This is a genomic window from Campylobacter sp. 2018MI13 (genome assembly GCF_018501135.1).
Lineage (GTDB): Bacteria > Campylobacterota > Campylobacteria > Campylobacterales > Campylobacteraceae > Campylobacter_E.
This window is the reverse complement of sequence record NZ_JAHCZC010000044.1, coordinates 1-14,998: the sequence shown is the minus strand read 5'-3', so window position 1 is coordinate 14,998 and position 14,998 is coordinate 1. Positions and strand designations below refer to the sequence as shown.

At 26.8% G+C, this 14,998-nt stretch carries 11 protein-coding genes and 1 pseudogene; 6 read left to right on the top strand and 6 right to left on the bottom strand.

The genetic code is table 11. From position 1 onward, the window contains the following. Positions 1 to 67: 67 nt before the first annotated feature. Together KJQ99_RS05810 and KJQ99_RS05805 are read right to left on the bottom strand one after the other, a co-directional pair. Positions 68 to 1,843: a dynamin family protein gene (locus KJQ99_RS05810; RefSeq protein ID WP_214150251.1), complete on the bottom strand. Its 1,776-nt coding sequence runs from the start codon at positions 1,841 to 1,843 to the stop codon at positions 68 to 70. After that, positions 1,840 to 3,816: a dynamin family protein gene (locus KJQ99_RS05805; protein WP_214150250.1), complete on the bottom strand. Its 1,977-nt coding sequence runs from the start codon at positions 3,814 to 3,816 to the stop codon at positions 1,840 to 1,842. Before KJQ99_RS05805 ends, KJQ99_RS05810 begins: the two co-directional genes overlap by 4 nt. Before the next feature lie 211 nt (positions 3,817 to 4,027). Here KJQ99_RS05805 and KJQ99_RS11285 point away from each other — a divergent pair. Then, a pseudogene (locus KJQ99_RS11285) lies at positions 4,028 to 5,056 on the top strand (cache domain-containing protein); the annotation flags it as partial. Next, on the top strand, positions 5,030 to 5,914 hold the full coding sequence (locus KJQ99_RS11280) for a methyl-accepting chemotaxis protein (protein ID WP_442862249.1): 885 nt from the start codon (positions 5,030 to 5,032) through the stop codon (positions 5,912 to 5,914). The pseudogene KJQ99_RS11285 and the gene KJQ99_RS11280, both read left to right, overlap by 27 nt. A 78-nt stretch (positions 5,915 to 5,992) precedes the next feature. On the opposite strand, the gene KJQ99_RS05795 is transcribed toward KJQ99_RS11280, so the two are convergent. From KJQ99_RS05795 to KJQ99_RS05785, 3 genes are all read right to left on the bottom strand, one after another. After that, positions 5,993 to 6,214 (bottom strand): helix-turn-helix domain-containing protein, encoded by a 222-nt coding sequence (locus KJQ99_RS05795; RefSeq protein ID WP_214117503.1) that lies wholly within the window; start codon positions 6,212 to 6,214, stop codon positions 5,993 to 5,995. 306 nt (positions 6,215 to 6,520) lie between these two features. Next, positions 6,521 to 7,813 (bottom strand): adenylosuccinate lyase, encoded by a 1,293-nt coding sequence (gene purB / locus KJQ99_RS05790; RefSeq protein ID WP_214117502.1) that lies wholly within the window; start codon positions 7,811 to 7,813, stop codon positions 6,521 to 6,523. After that, positions 7,810 to 10,014 carry a hypothetical protein gene (locus KJQ99_RS05785; RefSeq protein WP_214150248.1) on the bottom strand — a complete coding sequence of 735 codons (2,205 nt, stop codon included), beginning with the start codon at positions 10,012 to 10,014 and terminating at the stop codon, positions 7,810 to 7,812. Before KJQ99_RS05785 ends, purB begins: the two co-directional genes overlap by 4 nt. A 132-nt stretch (positions 10,015 to 10,146) precedes the next feature. Between KJQ99_RS05785 and groES the strand changes: the two genes are divergently transcribed. The 3 genes from groES to traT all read left to right on the top strand — a co-directional run bounded on the left by groES (position 10,147) and on the right by traT (position 12,907). Beyond that, positions 10,147 to 10,404, top strand: a complete 258-nt coding sequence (gene groES / locus KJQ99_RS05780) for a co-chaperone GroES (protein WP_214117500.1) — start codon at positions 10,147 to 10,149, stop codon at positions 10,402 to 10,404. Between the two features lie 10 nt (positions 10,405 to 10,414). Continuing rightward, entirely contained in the window at positions 10,415 to 12,055 is a 1,641-nt protein-coding gene (groL, locus tag KJQ99_RS05775) for a chaperonin GroEL (RefSeq protein WP_214117499.1), read from the top strand. A gap of 189 nt (positions 12,056 to 12,244) precedes the next feature. After that, a complete protein-coding gene (gene traT, locus KJQ99_RS05770; protein WP_214150247.1) occupies positions 12,245 to 12,907 on the top strand; it encodes a complement resistance protein TraT in 663 nt (220 codons plus the stop codon). Positions 12,908 to 13,097: 190 nt separating this feature from the next. Here traT and KJQ99_RS05765 read toward each other — a convergent pair whose 3' ends face one another. Further along, positions 13,098 to 14,411 (bottom strand): cation:dicarboxylate symporter family transporter, encoded by a 1,314-nt coding sequence (locus KJQ99_RS05765; protein ID WP_214150246.1) that lies wholly within the window; start codon positions 14,409 to 14,411, stop codon positions 13,098 to 13,100. Positions 14,412 to 14,525: 114 nt separating this feature from the next. Between KJQ99_RS05765 and KJQ99_RS05760 the strand changes: the two genes are divergently transcribed. Next, the gene (locus KJQ99_RS05760; protein ID WP_214117496.1) at positions 14,526 to 14,852 is read left to right on the top strand and encodes a rhodanese-like domain-containing protein; all 327 of its coding nucleotides are present in this window, start codon (positions 14,526 to 14,528) and stop codon (positions 14,850 to 14,852) included. Positions 14,853 to 14,998 lie beyond the last annotated feature (146 nt).

The window sequence follows — 14,998 nt, the reverse complement described above, 5'->3', positions numbered from 1 at the left end:
TAAATATATAAAATAATACATTGAAAATTTAAGTATAAATATTAAATATTTATACTTAAAAGGTCTTTTATATGTCAAAAGTTAAAAAAGAATTTGAAATAATATCTTTAATATTATTTAATTTAATTTGCCTATTATCTAGGCTTTTTGTATGTTTTAGCAGTATTGTATTTAACTCGTTTAGATATTCATTTTTTAATTTTATGATTTCTTTTTTATTTATCAATAGTTCTTCAAATTCAAAAAAACTACAATCAGTAAGCAATCTTTGATAAATTTCATTTTCACTAGGCAAATAAAGCTTAAATTGTTTGCTATCTAGCTCATAAAATTCACGACTTGCATTAATTTTTTCATAAAAAAATGATAGGCTTAATTTAGCTGCGTTTTCGTAATTATTTAATGCTTTTATATTTATTTTTTCAAAAAGCTTATTTAATTTAAGCTCATAATTATTTAAAGCCTTTTCATAATCATTTATAATAAGCTCATCTAATGCTTTATAAAAATCATCTGCTATTGCGTAAAAATCAGCATTTACAAGGTCATTGTAGTTTTTATCTAATTCTTTTGTTTTAGCAATATTTAAAGCATTTTTAAATTCTTTTAAAGGCTTGTGAAAATTATCTAAAAGGTTTAAAAATTGCTCGTTTATTTCTTTTCTAATTTTTAAAAATTGCTTATTAATCGTATCTTTGTTGTAAAAAATACTTAAAAATGTATCATCAGGATTTAAAGTTTTGTATGAATATTCGTTTTTATTAAAGCAATTTTTATGAAATACCCCATCATTTTGGGTATAAAAATAAGCATTTTTTACCTTAAAATTAGTCATAAATTCATTAGCAATCGTCCTTGCTATACTCTTTAAAGCATTTAAAATCTCATCATTAAAGCCACTATAATCAAATTCATTTTTTGCAAGTATTTCTAAATAATTTTTAATTTTACACTCTAATTCTTCAAGGCTTAGTTTAATCTCGCTAATAATTCCTAAAAGCTCATTATTTAATGTTTTTAAAGACGCTTTTATATTATCTTCTTTAATGCTTGTTTTATTTAGATTTTTTAAAAAATCATAAAAGGCCAAAATATTTGAATCAGGATTATTTTCACTTGCTTGTTTGCAAGAAATTAGCTCAATTTTTTCAAAATACTTAGCAAAAACTTCATTTAAATAATTCTTTAACCTTAATTGCTCGGCTTCGTTTAATTTATCTTTTTGATTAATTAGACAAATCTTTTTTATATTTGGTTTTAATTCTTTAATAGCCTTTTCTTCACTAGCTTTACCAGCACTTTCAGCTAAACTTAGCCAAATTAAAGCATCAAAAGAATTAAATAAATTTTTAGAAAATTCTTCATCGGTAGTATTTGCATTTAGTCCTGGAGTATCAATTAGTGTAATATCTTTTAAAAGCTCGTTATTTGTAAAAATATTAATACTTTTAAGCCCATTTAGTTCTTCGTTTTGGTCATTTACAATATTGTTTGTAAGTTCGCTTAAGCCGTTTTCAAATTCTGCTAAAACTAAATCATTTAAACCATAATTAATATAAGTAGCAACAACGCTAACAGGTCTTGCTCCTGTAGCTAAAATATCTTTTTTAAAAAGCAGATTTAAAAGTGAGCTTTTACCTGAACTAAATTGTCCTATCACACCAACTTGCAATGGTAGATTATAACGCTTACATAAATTATCAATATTATTAATTAGTTTATTACTAAGCATTAAATTAGGATTTTTTAGAGTGTTTTTTAAGGTTTTTAAATCTCCTAAAAAGCCTTTTTCATAACTTATATTATATTTTTCATTATATTCTTTTAAGACACTTTTTATCATTTTAAATTCTCTTTTATTTCTAATAATTTTTCTATTTTTTGTGTATTTAAGCTCAATAGATTTTCATCGTTAAATTCATTTATATTGATTTTTTCAATATGATAAATACTAAAAAATTCATTTTTCAAAAACTCATTAGCTAATTGTTTTTGCTCGCTAAAATTAAAAAAATTAAGATTTATATTTAAATAAATCGCATTTAATTTATTATTGATTGCATTTTCACTTTTATCACTTAGCAAATCAAGTTTATTTATGATTTTTTCAAATTCTTCAAATATTTCTTGTAATTTATTTTTATCAAAAATAATTTCATAATCTTTAGTAATATTTAGCTTTGCTTTAATTTCATTAAAATCATTTAAGAATTTATTACTCATACTTGAGTTAAGCCCATTTAATAAATCTTTAAAACCTTGAAAAATTACATTTCTTACCTTTTCGTTTGAGTAATTTTTGTCATAATTTAATTCATCAAAAATCCTAGCAGCTTGATTTTTTGCTAAAAAGCTTAATTCGTGTGCTTGGATTTTGTAGTCTTTATTTAAGTATTCATTTAGCGATATTTCAAGTTCTTGTTTTAAGGCTAGTTTTTTGGCATTTTCGTTTTGTAGATTTTCTATATTTTTCATATATTCGTTTTTATCTAGCTTTAAAGAATTGTTTATATTAGTTAAAAGCGTAATTTCTAAATCAATTAGATTTTTAAATTTTTCGCTAATGCTATTTATAAATTCTTGTGAGCTAGTAGAATTAAAGCAAACATCGTTTAAATAGGCTTTTAAAGCATTTATTTCGCCTTTTGAATTGTCTTTTTTAAATTCACTAGCACTTACGCAAAATAGCTCATAATTAGGTGTAATATCTAGGTTTTTAAGCTCATTGTTAAAGCGATTTTTGACATATTCTTTTAATTTAATTTGCTCATCAATACTTATTAAATCACTTTTTGTAAGCACTAAAACTAGCTTTGAATTAGGATTATTTTTAGCAAAACTTGTTAAAAATTCTAAATCTTTAATGCTAAGTGCTTGAGTGCAAGTCATAAGGTATAAAACACAATTAGCAGTTTTTAAAAACTCTAAGCTTCTTTGCTCTCTACTAATTACTACATCATCAAGACCAGGAGTATCTATTATATTTATTTTATTTTTTAAATACTCGTTGTTTAGATGGATTTCAATATCTTTTACAAAAATACTTATGCTAGAATTTGCACTTGTATAATCGTATAATTCGTTGATTTTTACTTCAACGCTTTTGTGCTCAACAAAATCAATATTAAAGATTTTATTTAATTCTTCATTCAAACTAGCTTGAGTTTTTAAGGCATTAAATTCTGCTTCATTATAAAAATTTACTTTTATTTTTTCATTTTCATCATAGCTAATTACACTAAGATTTGCTGTTTCAGGTGCGTTTGATACGCCTAAAAAATCTTGATTTAATAAAGCATTTATTAGGCTACTTTTTCCTGCGTTAAATATCCCACTAAAAGCTATTTTATAATCTTTGCTAATTAATTGAGTATAAAACTCATCAAGCTTATCTTTAAGCTCATTGCTTAGAATTTGTTGTAAATTTTTATAAATATTTTCAAGTTTATCTTGGCTTTTTTTAAAATTATTATTAAATTCTTTTGATGAATTTATTTTTGTATTTTGAAGATAAGTGAAGATATTTTCTTTTATTTTTAATAATTTTAATTTTTCAAGATAAAAGATTATTTCAAGTGGATTTAAAAGATTATTGTGAATAGAATTTAAAACAGCAATTTGCTTCATTTTAAGCTCAAAAAAACTATCAGTATTTAGGTATTGTTTGTATGTTTTTAGATTTAATAATTCTTTATAATTTAATTCATTAGCACATAAAATTAATGCGGCAAGTTCGGGATTAAAAATATTTTCTTCATAGTTAAAATCAAGATTTCCTAATTCATCATTCCATAAATTTTTTAATAATTCTTGCAATTTAATTCCTTTTTGAAAAGATTTAAAAATCTTAGCTATTAAGACTTAAAGAAGTGTTACAAATAGTAATTAGGAGAAAAATTATCTAGTTTTTGTGTAAAAACTACTCAAATACCTATAAATATTTTAATTATATTTATCAATTAATTATATTTTTATTATATTTTTTGTGTTAGTATCTCGCCGAATTTTTAATAAAAAAAGGAAAAAAATGAGTTTTAAAAATAAAATTTATTTAACATTAATTGTGTTATTAGTCGTTGGATACTCGGCTCTAACCTACATTAGTTATAGCACTAGTAGCAAAACTATATCTGCTAATATTGAACGCTATTTAGATGATATTGTAGATAAGAATTTAAATTACATTCAAAATTTCATTAGCATAACAGAGCAAAGCATTAAAGAGACTGCTAAAACTTTATCTAAGTTTGATTCAAATTCTAAAGAAGCTTTTGTGCCTTACTTAGAAAATGAAACTAGGGTTTTAAATTCTCCTATGGTATTTTTAGCGTTTGAAGATGGCTCTATGTATGATGGCACAGGCTGGAAAGCACCTTTTGATGCAACTCAAAGAGGTTGGTATAAACAAGCAAAACAATTAAATAAAACTTTTGTAACCGATGTTTATGAAGACGCTCAAACTAAAAAATTAGTTATGTCAGTAGTTTCTCCAACATACGATAAAAACTCTAATTTTAAAGGTGCTTTAGGTGCTGATGTTACCTTAGATAAAGTTTCTGATTTTTCTAAAAATGCTGGAATTGAAGGTGGAGCTTTATATGTTTTAGATAATTATGGAATGATTATTGGTTATCCTGACCAACAATTAATAGGTAAAAAATTAGTAGAAGTATTTCCTAATTTAAAACCAATGCTTGATGAAATGTATTCAAAAAATAGTGGAAAATTAGAATTTGAATTAAATGGAGTAAAGCAAATTATGGATTTTAGCACTATTCCTGAAACTGGCTGGAAAGTTGCTGCTGCAATAAATAAAGAAATAGCATTTAAAGATGTTAGCAATCAATTTAAAACACTAATAATTGCAAGTGTTTTAGCTATTGTGGTTACTATTGGTATTGTTATATTGGTTTTAGTTTATTTATTTAGACCATTTGATAGACTAGGCTTAATGATGAAAGATTTAGCAGTAGGTGAAGGTGATTTAACAAAAAGAGTTGCGATTAATGGTAATGATGAAATAGCTCAAATAGGAAAGCATGTAAATACTTTTATACAAAAAATCCAAACTTTAATCGCTAATTCAAAATCAACTTCAACAGAAAATGCAAGTGTAGCTCAAGAATTAAGCTCAACTTCACTAGCAGTAGGTAAGCAAGTAGAAGAAGAAACTACAATAATAGGTTGTGCTACTAAGGCAGGAGAAGCTATATTAAAAGATATAGATGTTACCGTTGAACACGCCGAAGAGAGTTCAAAACAACTTGAAACAGCTAGTGATAATTTAGATATTATTAAAAATCAAATATTAAAACTTGTTTCAGTATTAGAAAATCAATCTTTACAAACTACTGAATTATCAAATAAATTAAATCAAACTAGCCAACACACAGAAGAAGTTAAAAATATCTTAAATGTTATAAACGATATAGCAGACCAAACTAATTTATTAGCATTAAATGCAGCTATTGAAGCAGCTCGTGCGGGTGAGCATGGTCGTGGATTTGCTGTGGTTGCTGATGAGGTTAGAAAATTAGCTGAAAGAACGCAAAAAAGCCTTGCAGAAATAAACACAACAATAGGTGTGGTAGTTCAATCAGTAAATGATGCGTGTGGAGAAATGGAAAAGAACGCTCAAGATATTTCAAATATTTCAAAATCTAGTGTTCAATTAGAAGAAGTGGTTAATGAAAACTCTTTAATCGTTCAAACAAGCATTAGTGCTAATAAAAATAGCGTAAATGAATATAAAGATATAGCTAAGACTATTCGTAGTGTTATAACTCAAATTGAGCAAATTAACAAAATCGCTAATTCAAATGCTAGAAGCGTAGAAGAAGTAGCAGGAGCAAGTGAGCATTTATCTAAGATGACTATTAAACTTGATGAAGAATTAGGTAAATTTAAAATCTAATTTAAACCAGCTAAATGCTGGTTTAATCTTTTAGTGGAATTTAAATCTAAGATTATTTGTAAAAGTTTTTTAATATTGTTAGTTTGATAGGATTTCTTTTAATTTTCTGAAATCTTTTAATTCATTTTCTAGTTTATAAACTTTTTTTAGCAAATTCATAGCAGCTATGGTTCTTGTGCTTATTCTATTTGTAGCAATTGCAATTCTTAAACTCCCTTCACTCATTCCAATTTTTTCTGCTAATTCTTTGTAGGTTAGATTGTTTTCTTTACAAAATGTTTTTATTTCTTCTACTTTCATATCATATCCTTAATACAAATATATTTTTTATATAATATCATTTAAATGATTAAGCAAAATATATATTTTTTAAATTTTTGTATTTTTATGATGATAAAAGTAATGAATATATTTTAAGTGTAAGCATAGTTAAGCTTTTTATTAAATGAAGCAAGTAAGAGATAGGAATGAAAAATAATAATTCACAAATTATATTTAGAAGAATAGATATAAAGAATTATCAAAAGTTATTAAAGAAACAAATAAAGCTAAAAAATTAGTTTTAAAATGAGATAAATAATAGGAATTTGAAATTCCTATTATTTTTTACAATCCCAAACGCTCATAAATCTTATCAATATTTTTAAGATGATAATCAACTAAAAAAGCATTTTCAATCTCTTCGGTGCTTAAGATTTCGCAAATTTCTTTGCTATTTTTTAATAATTCTTTAAACTGAAGCTTTTCGCTCCAAGCCTTTTTAGTTAGTCCTTGCACTAAATCATACGCCATCTCACGACTTAAACCCTTTTGAATAAGGGCTAAAAGCACTTGTTGAGAGAAGATTAATCCATAAGATTTATCTAAATTACTTTTCATATTTTCAGGATAAATCATTAGATTTTTTACAATAGAACTAAATCTTTTTAGCATATAATCAAGCAAAATCGTTACATCAGGAAGCATAATTCGCTCTGCACTTGAGTGGCTAATATCACGCTCGTGCCATAGATTTATGTTTTCGTAAGCAGTTATTAAATACCCCCTAATCACACGGCTAAGACCACAAATATTCTCACTTCCTATTGGATTTTTCTTATGTGGCATTGCAGAGCTGCCTTTTTGATTTTCACTAAAATATTCAAGCATTTCTACGCATTCAGTTTTTGCAAGGTGTCTTATCTCTGTAGCAAATCTTTCTAGTGCACTTGCAATCAACGCACACACGCTTATGTAATTTGCGTGCAAATCTCTAGGTAAAACTTGAGTGCTGATATTTGCTACATTTAATCCAAGCTCTTTACAAATATCAAGCTCTACTTCTAGTGGAACATTTGCATAAGTGCCTACCGCACCACTAATTTTACCCACTCTAATCTCTTCGCTAGCGTTTATAAAACGCTCATAATTTCTTTTGATTTCTTCGTAAAAATAAGCAAACTTTAGCCCAGTAGTAGTTAGCTCTGCATGAACTCCGTGAGTTCTTCCTATTTGTGGAGTGTATTTATAAAGATTTGCTTTTTCTTTTAAAATATCTAAAAGATTTTCTAAATTAGCTTTTATTATTTCATTTGCTTTTTTTAGTTGAATTGCTTGTGCAGTATCTACTACATCAGTGCTTGTTAGTCCATAATGAACCCATTTTCTCTCATCGCCTAAATTAAGTGATAATGCTCTTGTAAAGGCTATTACATCGTGTTTGGTTTGCTCTTCTATTTCTTTTATTTTTGCTATATCAAACTTAGCATTTTTATATAGTTTTTCTAAATCTTCATTAGGAATTACACCTATTTTATTAAACGCCTTGCAAGTTGCAAGCTCAACTTCTAGCCAAGCATTAAATTTAGCTTCCTCACTCCAAATACTTGACATTTCAGGGTTTGAATATCTTGCAATCATTTTTTACCTCCAAATAATCCTTTAAGAAGATTTTCAGCAGGTTTTAATGTTTCATTTATTTTTTCACCATTATTTTTGCCTGTTATTTTATCTAATACTTTTACAGCATTTTCTATAGTATTTTTTGCATCAGGAATGAATTTAACATCATCATTTACACCTGAAAATGTTCCTTTAATTTCATTATTATTAAATGCTACAAGAGCAGGTGCATTGATACTTTTTGTAAGAGTATTATATGTTCCATTATTTACTTCAATTTTTGCACTTGTTGCACTAATTTTTGCATTATAATCAATTAGATTTTTATTAATATTTACTAATACATCGCCTTTATCAAAAATAACTTGGGTAATATCAGTATTTAAAATCGTATTAATTAATTTTATAGTTTTGTGATATTTTAAATGTCCTTTTCCAAGATTTGCAACTAATTTTCCATTAGCATTTTTTAAATCATAATCTAAATTCCCATTGATATTTGCCTTATAAATATCAATTAAATCAAAAGATTTTGCAAGATTATCTAAAGCAACATTATTTAAATTAGCGTTAAATTTATCCCCATTTAGCTTAGCAGCTAATGAACCGCCAAAGAATTCTTTTGAGTTTAAAGTAAGATTTAATATCTTATCAAAAGTTAAATTCCCATCAACTTTTACATTTCCGCTCATATTTTTATTAAGTAAAGCATTAAAATTAGCTAGATTTGCACTCGCATCATAATTTGCGTTTGCTACGCCTTTTTTGTAATTACCATTTGCATTAAAACTATCTACTAAATCAGTATTTAATTTAGCGTCAAAACTGATATTATCAGCACCATTTAGCTTAACATCAGCGTTTGCTAATACTTTTGAATTAATCTCTAAATCATATTCTTTTTTGAAATAACTTGGGATTGTTTTTCCGTTTATATTAAGATTTGCCGAGCCTATTAGGTTTTTTAAATCGCTTAATTTTGCGTTTATATTAATATTTGCATCTAACATTTTATCTTGATTTAGCAAGCCTAATAAAGCTAGAGATTTTAGACCTTCAATATTAGCTACTAAATCATTTCTACCCATTTTTATATCTGATTTTGCACCTAATAATAAACCATTTACATTCGCATTTTCTAAACCATTTTTATCTAAATTAGCACTAGCTTTAAGATTTATTATCTCATCGCCACTAAGTTTTAAAAGTCCTGCGTTAGCTCTTAAATCGGTATTAATTGCAGTTTTGCTATTAGATAAATCGTGAGTGATTTTTAAATCTTTTGCATTTATATTTTTACCACTAACTATAGAATTTATATTTGCTAATTTGTTTTTAAAATCAATTTGCGAAGTGATTTTTAAATCAGAATTTAAATTAGGATTTATGAAAGCTAATTCAGTAAGGCTTGTAACTAATTGCCCTTGAACTTCTAATTTATTAAGATTTATAGGTTTAAAATCACTTGTAATATTTAAAATATTTGATTTTACATTGATATTTGGAGTAATTTCATTAGCTTTATAAGTATTTTTAGAATCAATTATAACCTTACCAAATCTTGAAATGTCAATTCCAAATTCTTTTGTGATACTTGGTTTTAGCTTAAGTTCTGAATAAATATTAATTAAAGCTTTTGCATCAAGTTTGTCTTTATCAAATTCATCAACATTTGCATTTAGGTTGATAAATCCACTTGCATAATCAACATTTGCGATTTTGCTTAATTTTTCTATATCTAAATTATTAGCATTAAGATTTAGTTTAGTTGGAAAATAATTTTTTATATTTGCATCAAGTGTAAGTGGGCTAGTAAAAATAACACCTTTTCCATCTATGTTAAAATTATTAAAACTACCATTTATATTGCCTTTAATGTTTAAAGGGTCGGTGATTTTTAGGGTTTCTAAGTTTTTTCCATTTAATTCATAATTTATATTAAGATTGCGAGATAATAGTGAAAAATCCCCATTAACTGCTGCTTCAAGCATTCCATTAACTAAAACTTTTAAATTAATAGTTGAAAATCTCAATTCAAATTCTTCAATTTTAACTGCTATATTTGAATTTTCATTGATTTTTTTCTCTGCTATATTTTTTACGAAATTATTTCCAAAACTTGTAAATAACACACAATAAGCCCCTATAACAATTATTAAAATCAAAGCAAGGAGCGAATAAATAACTTTTTTCATAATACAACCTTTCGTTTTTTTCATAAATAAACTTGAGCTATTTTCACTAAAGTTTCTTTAGTTATTTTTTATCATTTAGTGATTTGATTAACTTATTTTAATTATAATTTAGCACTCAAAGAATTAGAGTGATAAACCACAAGAAAGGAAGAAAAAATGAATTTTACTCCACTAAATAAGCGTGTATTAATCAAATGCGCAAATGAAACAAAAACAACAGCTTCAGGAATTATTATACCTGACAATGCTAAAGAAAAACCACAACAAGGCGAAGTTGTAGCAGTTGCTAAAGAAATTAGCGATATTAAAATCGGCGATAAAGTAGTATTTGGTAAATACGCAGGTAGCGAATTAAAAATTGATAATGAAACATATTTAATTTTAAGTTTTGAAGATATTTTAGGAATTTTATAAGGAGATTTAAATGGCAAAAGAAATTTTTTATTCAGATGAAGCTAGAAATAAATTATATGAAGGCGTTAAAAAATTAAGCGACGCTGTAAAAGTTACTATGGGGCCTCGTGGCAGAAACGTATTAATTCAAAAAAGTTTTGGTGCTCCAACTATTACAAAAGATGGTGTTAGCGTTGCAAAAGAAGTTGAATTAAAAGACACTTTAGAAAATATGGGTGCTAGTTTAGTAAGAGAAGTTGCAAGTAAAACTGCTGATCAAGCAGGAGATGGAACTACAACAGCAACCGTTTTAGCTCACGCAATTTTTAAAGAAGGTTTAAGAAATATAACAGCTGGTGCAAATCCAATTGAAGTTAAGCGTGGTATGGATAAAGCTTGCGAAGCAATTATAGCTGAACTAAAAGCTTTAGCAAAACCAGTTGCAGGAAATAGAAAGCAAATCGCACAAGTTGCTACAATTTCAGCAAATAGTGATGAAAAAATCGGACAATTAATTGCAGATGCAATGGAAAAAGTAGGCAAAGATGGCGTTATCACAGTTGAAGAAGCAAAATCAATCAATGATGAATTAAGCGTTGTTGAAGGTATGCAATTTGATAGAGGTTATTTAAGCCCATACTTTATCACAAATACTGATAAAATGAATTGTGAATTAAGCAATCCATTAATTTTACTTTATGATAAAAAAATCACAAATCTAAAAGACATTTTACCTGTGCTTGAAACTGCACAAAAAAATGGTCGCCCACTTTTAATCATTGCTGAAGATATTGAAGGCGAAGCATTAGCAACTTTAGTTGTAAATAAATTAAGAGGAATTTTAAATATAGCTGCAGTTAAAGCTCCTGGTTTTGGCGATAGAAGAAAAGCAATGCTTGAAGATATTGCAATCTTAACAGGTGGAACGGTAATTTGCGAAGAAATGGGAAGAACACTTGAAAGTGCAAACGCAGCTGATTTAGGAAGTGCTAGTTCAATCGTAATTGATAAAGACAATACTACAATAGTAAATGGTGCAGGTAGCAAAGACGCAATTAATGCAAGAATTAATCAAATCAAAGCTCAAATTGCTGAAACTACAAGCGATTATGATAGAGAAAAATTACAAGAGCGTTTAGCAAAATTAAGTGGTGGTGTTGCTGTTATTAAAGTTGGTGCTGCAACTGAAACTGAAATGAAAGAGAAAAAAGACAGAGTTGATGATGCACTAAGTGCAACTAAAGCTGCTGTTGAAGAAGGTATAGTAATTGGTGGTGGTGCTGCACTAATTCACGCTACAAATAGAATTAATCTAAATCTTGAAGGCGATGAGTTAATCGGTGCAAATATCGTTCGCCGTGCAATCAAAGCTCCAATTCGCCAAATTGCAGAAAATGCAGGATTTGATGCAGGAGTTATCGTAAATACAATTGAAACTTGCAAAGATGAAAACAAAGGATTTGACGCTGCAAGTGGCGAATATGTAGATATGTATGAAGCAGGAATAATTGACCCTGTTAAAGTTGAGCGTGTAGCATTACAAAATGCTGTAAGCGTTGCTTCAATGCTACTTACAACAGAAGCTACAATAAGCGATATTAAAGAAGATAAACCTGAAATGCCAATGGGTGGCGGTATGGGTGGTATGGGCGGAATGCCTGGTATGATGTAATACCACTTTTAAAAGCTCCAATTTTGGAGCTTTTTATTATTTAAATTCCTAAATTATTTTATTAACTTCATTTTATAAATCTAATTTAATCATATCTTTAAAAAACTATTTATTAAAAGAAATTTTAAGCTTATATTAAGAACCCCCCCCCCATATAATAAAAGTTTAATTTATTTTAGGAGAACTTTTATGAAAAAGACAATTTTAAGTATTGTTGGTATTGGTTTTATGTTTGGTGCTTGTGCTAGTAATTCTTTAGAGCTTGATACTAAATTAAATAATAGTATTTTTATTGAACCAGTTGCTAAAAGCAAAAAAAGTATATTTGTATTTGCAAAAAATACTAGTGATTGTAATGTAAATATTGAATCAAAACTGATTGAAGGATTAAAAAATAAAGGTTATACAATACTAAATGAACCTACTAATGCTACTTTTATTGTAAGCACTAATATTGTTGAATGCTCTAAAAAAAGCGAAGAAGAATTAAAGCAAGATGCTTTAAAATCAATTAATCCAGCATTTGCTGCTTTTGCTAATAATAAAAGTTTTGCAAGTTCTATTATAAATAATATTACTGGCGAAGAATATACAATAGAATTAAAAGCTGATGTTAATATTAAGCAAAGAAGTGTAAATAAGGTAATCAATCAAAACAATAATTATGATATAAAAAATTCAAATTCATCTTTAAAATTACAAAACAATTCAAAATCTCAAAATTACGAAAGTGATTTTATTGAAAACTCAACAATAATTAATGCAAAAGCAAAACAAAGAAATATTAAACTTGAAGAAGTATTACCTATACTTGAGAATGAAATGGCTAAGAAGATATATAATTTATTCTAATTTTTAAGGAATTTAAATCCTTTTTAAATTCCTTAATTCAGGTAAAACCTTATTTTTCTTGGTTTTCATTATTTTTTTTAATAAAAATTGTTGCTATGCAAACTAGCACAGCAAATAAAGAAAAAGCTTGTTCTAACACTTGCATTTGATATCCTTTCATATTGCAGGATATCAAAAGCAAAAAGTATTCCTAATCTTGTATTTTAAAATCATTAGGGTGGTCTAGTGCGTAGCGGAATTTTTCCATATCTATTTGTTTATTCCATATAGCAACTATTAAGCAAGCAACAGAGTTACCGCATAAGTTTCCACACGCTCTCATCTCACTCATAAACTTATCAACTCCTAATAAAACGGTGATTGTTGCAACAGGGATTAAATTATCTCCTAATGAGCTAAGAGTTCCTGCTAAAACGATAAAGCCGCTTCCTGTTACTCCAACAGCACCTTTACTAGTAACCATTAATATAAGTAAAATTGTAATTTCTTGCCATAAGCTAATATCTATATTAAATGCTTGTGCTAAAAATATTACAGCCATAGCTAGATAAATATTTGTACAATCTAAGTTAAAGCTATATCCAGTAGGTAAAACTAAACCAACACAGCTTTTATCAATTCCTGCTTTTTCTAATTTTTTCATAAGTGGTAATAATGCACTTTCACTTGAGCTTGTTGTAAATACGATTAATAATTCTTTAGCTATAAATCTAATGAATTTAAATATATTTACTTTAGCTACATAACAAATTATTCCTAAAACTCCAAATATAAATACACAACAAGCAGCAAGCATAACAAATAATAAATATCCCATATTTACAAGTGAGCTTAAGCCAAATTTTGATATTAGATAAGCCATAGCACCAAATGTAGCAAGTGGGCTAAAATACATAATTAAAGTAAGAATTTTAAATACAAATGATTGAAACACTTCTAAGGCTTTTTTAATATATTCTCTATCTTGTTCTTTTAAAGTTATTACAATAAATGCTGTAAATAATGCTATAAATAAAACTTGCAATGTTTTTCCATCTGTAAATGGGCTTACTAAATCTTGTGGAATTGCTCCTTTTAAAACTCCCCAAAAACTACTTTCACTACCTTGAGAAGCTTTTACATATTTATCAACACTTGACGCATCTAAAGCATTGATATCAAGATTCATACCAACTCCAGGTTGTAAAATTCTAGCCATAAATATACCTACGATTAGAGCAAGTGTGCTTACTACTTCAAAGTAAATTACAGCCTTAACACCAATTCCGCCGATTTTTTTAATATCTCCTAGTCCAACTATTCCTAGAATAATCATTACAAAAATGATAGGTCCAATTAAAAGTTTTAATGCTTTAATAAACATATCAATAAACACTTTAGACCAAATAGCTAGATTTTCTATTCCAAGTGCTTCTATTTTAATAGGAGGCATGGCTCCAACAACAATTCCTAGGATTAATCCTACAATAACCCAAAAAATAAGGCTTTTAAAATACCTGCTCATTTTTTTTCCTTTTTTAGATAATATTCACTCATAATAACCAAAAAAATATTTTTTTGATAATTTTTAATGATAAATTAGATAAAAAATGTTACGAATTTACACAAAGGATAAAATATGAATATAAATATCAATGCAAAAGATATAGATTTTGACAAACATTTAATAGTAGATATTAGAACTCAAGAAGAAATAGATGAATTTAGTTTAGAAGATACTTTACTTTATCCTATAGATTTTAATTCAGCTGATGAAGAAATTATCAAAAAAGACTTTGATGAGATTATTAAAAATAATTCTAAAACATTAGTAATTATGTGTAGAAGTGGAGCAAGAAGTGCATTTTTATGTGAGTTTTTAAATCAAAAAGAAAAAATCGCTCTTAATTTATCAGGTGGTATTATTGCAATGTGTCAAAATTACCCAGATAAAGTAAAAAATTAATTAAAATCATTACAATATGTAACATATTTGACTATTTATAATAATTATTATTAAAATAGTCAAATAATTAAAATTTTTAAAAAATTCTTATTTTAAATTCTTTTTATCAAAATCAAACAAAGTCCGATACGATAAATGTTTTAAAT